At 57.8% G+C, this 6,000-nt stretch carries 9 protein-coding genes; 6 read left to right on the plus strand and 3 right to left on the minus strand.

Annotated elements, in window-relative coordinates:
• Positions 1-120 precede the first annotated feature (120 nt).
• Both VN114_RS03410 and VN114_RS03415 read left to right on the plus strand, forming a co-directional pair.
• On the plus strand, positions 121-726 hold the full coding sequence (locus tag VN114_RS03410) for a TetR/AcrR family transcriptional regulator (protein WP_325512002.1): 606 nt from the start codon (positions 121-123) through the stop codon (positions 724-726).
• 47 nt (positions 727-773) lie between these two features.
• The gene (locus VN114_RS03415; RefSeq protein WP_325512003.1) at positions 774-2,054 is read left to right on the plus strand and encodes an MFS transporter; all 1,281 of its coding nucleotides are present in this window, start codon (positions 774-776) and stop codon (positions 2,052-2,054) included.
• Between the two features lie 33 nt (positions 2,055-2,087).
• Here the strand turns inward: VN114_RS03415 and VN114_RS03420 are convergent, their stop codons facing one another.
• Both VN114_RS03420 and smpB read right to left on the minus strand, forming a co-directional pair.
• Entirely contained in the window at positions 2,088-2,729 is a 642-nt protein-coding gene (locus VN114_RS03420) for a class I SAM-dependent methyltransferase (protein WP_325512005.1), read from the minus strand.
• 42 nt (positions 2,730-2,771) lie between these two features.
• The gene (gene smpB, locus VN114_RS03425; RefSeq protein ID WP_325512007.1) at positions 2,772-3,221 is read right to left on the minus strand and encodes an SsrA-binding protein SmpB; all 450 of its coding nucleotides are present in this window, start codon (positions 3,219-3,221) and stop codon (positions 2,772-2,774) included.
• A 143-nt stretch (positions 3,222-3,364) separates the two neighbouring features.
• Here smpB and VN114_RS03430 point away from each other — a divergent pair, with 143 nt between their 5' ends.
• Positions 3,365-4,090 (plus strand): sulfite exporter TauE/SafE family protein, encoded by a 726-nt coding sequence (locus VN114_RS03430; RefSeq protein WP_325512009.1) that lies wholly within the window; start codon positions 3,365-3,367, stop codon positions 4,088-4,090.
• A 48-nt stretch (positions 4,091-4,138) separates the two neighbouring features.
• On the opposite strand, the gene VN114_RS03435 is transcribed toward VN114_RS03430, so the two are convergent.
• A complete protein-coding gene (locus tag VN114_RS03435) occupies positions 4,139-4,498 on the minus strand; it encodes a hypothetical protein (protein WP_325512011.1) in 360 nt (119 codons plus the stop codon).
• On the opposite strand from VN114_RS03435, the gene VN114_RS03440 reads away from it, so the two are divergent.
• The 3 genes from VN114_RS03440 to VN114_RS03450 all read left to right on the plus strand — a co-directional run.
• Positions 4,484-4,897, plus strand: a complete 414-nt coding sequence (locus VN114_RS03440; protein ID WP_325512013.1) for a GreA/GreB family elongation factor — start codon at positions 4,484-4,486, stop codon at positions 4,895-4,897. The genes VN114_RS03435 and VN114_RS03440 overlap by 15 nt on opposite strands.
• A gap of 230 nt (positions 4,898-5,127) precedes the next feature.
• Entirely contained in the window at positions 5,128-5,478 is a 351-nt protein-coding gene (locus VN114_RS03445) for a metalloregulator ArsR/SmtB family transcription factor (protein ID WP_325512015.1), read from the plus strand.
• Positions 5,475-6,000, plus strand: a 526-nt coding sequence (locus VN114_RS03450) for an SRPBCC family protein (RefSeq protein ID WP_325512017.1), incomplete at its 3' end; no start/stop codon positions are given. The genes VN114_RS03445 and VN114_RS03450, both read left to right, overlap by 4 nt.

The raw sequence follows: 6,000 nt of genomic DNA on the forward strand, positions 1-6,000 counted from the left end.
CGGCCGCTCATCCGGCCAATGTGACATTTCAGGAAATTTAATTGATGATGATTGACATCTATTGTATTCATGTCGAATATCATCTATTATTCATTCCTGTCATGAACCACAAGGCGCACCATGCCACGCGTATCGAAGGAACAGACCGAACTCAACCGTCATGCAATCGAGGATGCGTCGGCCAGGCTGTTCAAGGAAAAAGGCTTTGCCGGCGTCAGCGTCGCCGATCTGATGGGCGCTGCGGGATTGACGCACGGCGGCTTCTACGGTCACTTTGCGTCGAAGGATGAACTGGCTGCTGTGGCCTGCGCCAATGCATTCAAACATTCGGCAGAACGCTGGGCCAAACGCATTGATGAGCAGCCTGATGAAGATGCGGCGCTGCAATCCATCGTCGATCACTATTTGTCGTTACGTTCGCTGCAGGATATCGGCAACGCCTGTCCCGGTCCGTCACTTGGCGGCGATGTCGCGCGCGAAGACGAAGCCAAACCGGTGCGCGCAGCCTATCGGGCAGGCACTGCCGAACTGGTGGAGATACTCGCAACATTGGCGCAAGGCGATGCGGCCGCTCGCCGCAAGACGGCGCTGGCGCAATGGAGCCTGATGGTCGGCGCCGTCATGCTTGCGCGTGCCACACGCGGCGATCCGGTCTCCGCGGAGATTCTTGCCGCCGCACGCGACCACCTGCTCGACAAGGCACCGAATACAAGTCCGGCACGTTAAGTTTTCCTTCGCGCCCCGTCGCTCTCTTCTCTCAACCAAGGACACGCATGCTTGCCCAATCGCTCTCGATCTGGCTTCACCGCAGAGGCTGGCACTTTTCATGGATGATCGTTGCGATCACCTTCCTGACGATGCTGACATCCTCTGCCGCCCTCGGGTTGCCGGGCGCATTGCTGCAACCGTTGAGTCGAGAGTTCGGCTGGAATACCGACCAGATATCGTCTGCGCTGGCGATCCGTTTTATATTGTTCGGCCTGATCGGCCCGTTCGCCGCAATCCTGATGGAACGCTTTGGATTGCGGAAGGTAATCTGTATCGCGTTGGTACTCATCGCCGCCTGCCTGATCCTGTCCACACAGATGACGCAGCTGTGGCATCTCTTTTTATTGTGGGGACTGGTGCTGGGCGTCGGTTCCGGCATGACAGCGCTGGTGCTCGGCGCGGTCGTCGCCAATCGCTGGTTCGACAAGCGCCGCGGCCTTGTGATCGGCCTGCTGACTGCCAGCTCGGCGACCGGCCAGTTGATTTTCCTGCCGCTCGCCGCCTGGTTGATCGAGCATTACGGCTGGCGCATGGCAGTCTTTCCGGTATTCGTCAGTTGCGCGGTCGTTTGCTGCCTGGCTTTCCTGTTCATTCGCAATCATCCGCATGAAGTGGCGCTGACGCCATACGGCAGCGATCCGCATATCGTGCCTGCAGCCCCCACCGCAACCATGCGCATGACGATCTGGGAACCGCTGCGGGTATTGGCCGAGGCATCGCGCAATCGCACATTCTGGGTTCTGGCGGGCACGTTCTTTATCTGCGGCCTGAGCACCAGCGGCCTGATCCAGACACACTTCATCTCGCTGTGCGGCGACTACGGCTTATCGGCGGTACCTGCGGCAAGCGTGCTGGCAATGATGGGCGCATTCGATTTTGTCGGCACCATCCTGTCGGGCTGGCTGTCCGATCGTTATGACAATCGCAAGCTGCTGTTCTGGTATTACGGTTTGCGCGGCCTGTCGCTGTTCTGGCTGCCGCATTCGGAATTCACACTGTACGGTCTGTCGCTGTTTGCGATGTTCTATGGTCTCGACTGGATTGCCACCGTGCCGCCAACCGTGCGCCTGACTGCAACGGCATTCGGCAAAGAGCGCGCGGGCATGGTATTCGGCTGGATTTTTGCATTCCACCAACTTGGCTCGGCAGTAGCGGCATACGGTGCAGGCCTGACGCGTACCTGGCTGCTGACCTACAACCCGGCGCTTTACGCTGCCGGTGGCGCGTGTCTACTGGCGGCAGTCGCGATTTTCATGATCCGCAAACCGCAAGCAGCGCGCGCCTGAAGCCGATCGGGTGGCGAGTCGCACCTGGGAAAATCAGGTCTTGCGCCAGACCGACGCCAGCCACGGCTGCTGTTCGCGCGGCAGTCCTTCAGGTCGGTAATAGTGTTCGAGCTCGGTGAAGCCGGCATTCGTCATGAAACGCTGCCACGTCTGCAGCGTATGGTACGCACCATAGCGGCCGCGATTCCACCCTTCTTCATCGTCACCGCGCGGATTGGACGCGAACAGTACGCCGCGCGGTTTCAGCGTTGCGTGCAGCTCTCGCAGCACACGCGGCAGCTCACTGCCCGGCACATGAAACAACGAGGCATTCGCAAACACGCCGTCGAAATGCTGCGCCGGCAGATCCAGTTTCAGAAAATCCTGATGCCAGACTTCGCACTGCGCATATTCGCGTGCCATCTGCACAAATTCGGCGGTGCCGTCGAGACCGACAGGAATATGTCCGCGCTCCGCAAATGCCTTCAGGTCACGCCCAGGGCCGCAGCCCAGATCGAGAATCCGATACGGCGATGGTCCCTCGATGTTTTTCAACAGTGCCTGAATGTTCTGGCTGACGTCGTGGCCCAGCGTGCCTGCGCGAAAGGAGTCTGCGCTCTGGCTGTAATGCGCCAGCGTCCGCTCACGAATTTCCATCAGTTCGCTATTGTCCGGTTGCCGGTTTTCGTTCTGCATGAATCTGTTTCCGTTGATTGAATCGATACCTGATTGGCAGCATCAGCGACGATGGATCTTCATGATCTTCTGCTGTTCGCGTTGCCAGTCACGTTCCTTTTCAGTGTTGCGCTTGTCGTATTCGCGTTTGCCCTTGGCCAGCGCAATCTGGCACTTCACGCGTCCTTTTACCCAATGCAGATCGATGGGCACCATCGTGTAGCCGGCCTGCGAAACCTTCGATACCAGCTTGTCGATTTCCTTCGCGTGCAGCAGCAGCTTGCGCGTGCGCCGCGCTTCCGGATGGCTGAACGACGATGTACTTTCCAGCGAACTGACGTGCGCACCGAACAGGAAGATTTCGTTGTCGCGTGCGATCACGTAGGCTTCTTTCAGTTGTACTCGTCCTGCCCGAATCGCCTTGACTTCCCAGCCCTGCAGCATGACCCCGGCCTCGTAGCGATCTTCGATCGCATAGTCGTGAAAAGCTTTTCTGTTGTCTACGATGCTCATGAATATTCCGCTTTTTTCTGCTTTTGCCGCTTCGTGTCTTGCTTTGATACCTGATTGCCGTCAACCGAATATACTGCTTGCTTGCCAGCGAGAGTGTAACCGCCTGCCGCTTCTCGCGCCGACATCGTCCAATAATCACAATAATGACTTCCTACATCTTCGTGCTGCTGGTCGGCCTGGTTGCCGGCGTCGTTAGCGGCGTCATCGGCACCGGATCGTCGATCATGCTGTTGCCGATTCTGGTCTATACGTTCGGACCGAAACAGGCTGTCCCCATCATGGCCGTCGCCGCCGTGATGGCCAACCTGGCACGCGTGCTGGCATGGTGGCGTCTGGTCGACTGGCGGGCATTCGCCGCCTATTCCGTTACCGGAATTCCTGCGGCAGCGCTTGGCGCACGCACTTTGCTGGCATTGCCATCCGATCTGATCAACGGCTTTCTCGGCCTGTTCTTCATCACGATGATTCCGGTGCGTCACTGGCTTGCGAAGCGCAATTTTCGACTGCGATTGTGGCAACTCGCCATTGCCGGTGCAGGCATCGGCTTTCTCACCGGCGTTGTACTGTCGACCGGACCGCTCAGCGTTCCTGCATTTACCGCCCACGGCCTGACCAAAGGCGCGTTCATTTCCACCGAAGCCGCCAGCTCACTGTTCCTTTACATCAGCAAGCTTGTGACCTTCGGGGAATTCGGCGCACTACCTCCGGATATTTTCTTCAAGGGACTGCTCGTCGGCGCTTCCCTGATGGCCGGCACCTTCGCCGGAAAAATCGTGATGCTGAAATTGAGCGAACGCGGATTCCAGCACCTGCTGGACGCCTTGCTGTTCTGTTCCGGCCTGTCGCTGATCTGGGCCGCCGTCCATTGATCGTGCCGGCGGCAAGGTTGACGGAAAATTTCTGCAGGCTATACTCGACTACTTCAGCCATTCGCATGTTTGATTACCGACAGCAATGATTTCTTCTGCCTTCCTGCCAGCCAACTCCCGTTCCGTATCGGAACAGGACGCGTCGCGCGCATACGCCATGTATGCGCCGGCCATGCTGTGCGCAGTCATCGCAATCGCCGCCCAGCCGGCCTGCACCAAAGATCTCGCCTGCCTCACCAGGGCTCGGTGAGCATCGGCGGGAAAACTTCTTCCCGCACCGCTCCCGAGCCTCCCCCGCTTCTCTTTTTCTTTCTTGCTGCTGCACTGATGCAGCGGTACGTCCTGTTTCATTTCGGCGGCATGCACATCATGCCGCCGTGGAGTCCCATTGCCATGAAAAACCAGCATTACCTTCATCGACGCGATGCACTGCGCCTGAAGCAGCTCGTCGACCAGCTTCTTCATCTGGACGGTGTAGAGGTCGACGCCGCCGAACAACTGCAGGAAATTGTCGCTGCTGCCACGATGCTGCCCGATCACACCGGTCGCAAGGATTGTGTTGCACTGCATTCGCTCGTTACTTATGAAGCGATCACCGGAAGTGCATCGCATACGATCCGCCTCGTCCTGCCACAGGATGCCGACCCGAATGCGGCACGCATCTCCGTACTGACGCCAATCGGACTGGCCCTGATCGGGCGCAAACGGAACAGCCTGATCGGCGTTAACCTGCCGTCCGGCCGTATCGAGAAAATCAGGATCCTGGCGATCGAACAACCTGATACCACCGCGTGCGAGGTTGTATGAATTTCCGCTACAGAACCCGCTATCCGAACGCTCGCCGCATCTTTACGAGAAGACGACGCCACCACCGGACCATCGCAACGCTGCTCGTTCTCTGCGTCGGCATTGCCGTGCCGATTTTCGTCCTCTTCGGCGAGTGATCCGTTCGATCCAAAACGTTCCAGCTTGCGAGCGCTGAAAAAATATTAAACCAAAAGGTTTACTTTTAAAATCTACCGTTTATACTAAACCACATGGTTGAATTAAATTCAGAAAAACTCGACGCCGTCTTCACGGCACTTGGCGATCCGACACGGCGACAGATGCTGCGTCGACTGGCCGATGGTGAATGCACGATCAGCGAACTGGCCGAACCGTTCGCAATGTCTTTCGCCGGCGCGTCCAAGCACGTGAAGATGCTTGAAAACGCCGGCCTGTTGCGACGCACCGTGCAAGGACGCAGTCATGTCTGCAGCCTGCAGGCAGCACCATTGTCTGCGGCCGAGGAATGGTTGCGCTTCTACGAGAATTTCTGGGGCGGCCGTCTCGACGCACTTGCACGTGAACTGGAAAAATCCACAACCGGAAAAAGGAGAAAGCGATGAACGATTTTGGCACCGTCACAGCACCCAATACAGTCCGACTGGAACGCCTGTTGCCCGGCCCCGTCGATCTCGTCTGGCAATACCTGACCGATCCCGACAAGCGCGGGACGTGGCTGGCTAAGGGTCCGATGGAATTGCACGTCGGCGGCGAAGTCGAATTGCGATTCGATTTTCCGCAGATCAGCGACGAACCGATTCCTGAACGCTACCGTTCGGTCGAAAAAGGCCATACGCAAAGAGGCCACGTCATGCAATGCGAACCGCCGCATCTGCTCTGCTTTACGTGGAATGAGAAAGAAGGAAAAACACCATCCGAAGTCCGCTTCGAACTGACGCAGCAAGGTGATCGCACACGGCTGATTGTCACTCACAGCCGCCTGCCTGACCGGAAGGAAATGGTCAGCGTCGCCAGCGGATGGCATGCCCATCTCGCCGCGATGGCAGATCGTCTGGAACAGCGTGCTTCGCCGGCATTCTGGACGAATGTTCTTCAGTTGAACGCCGAATATGAAAAGCGTATTT

It is taken from the genome of Oxalicibacterium sp., from assembly GCF_035565035.1.
Classification (GTDB): domain Bacteria; phylum Pseudomonadota; class Gammaproteobacteria; order Burkholderiales; family Burkholderiaceae_D; genus Oxalicibacterium.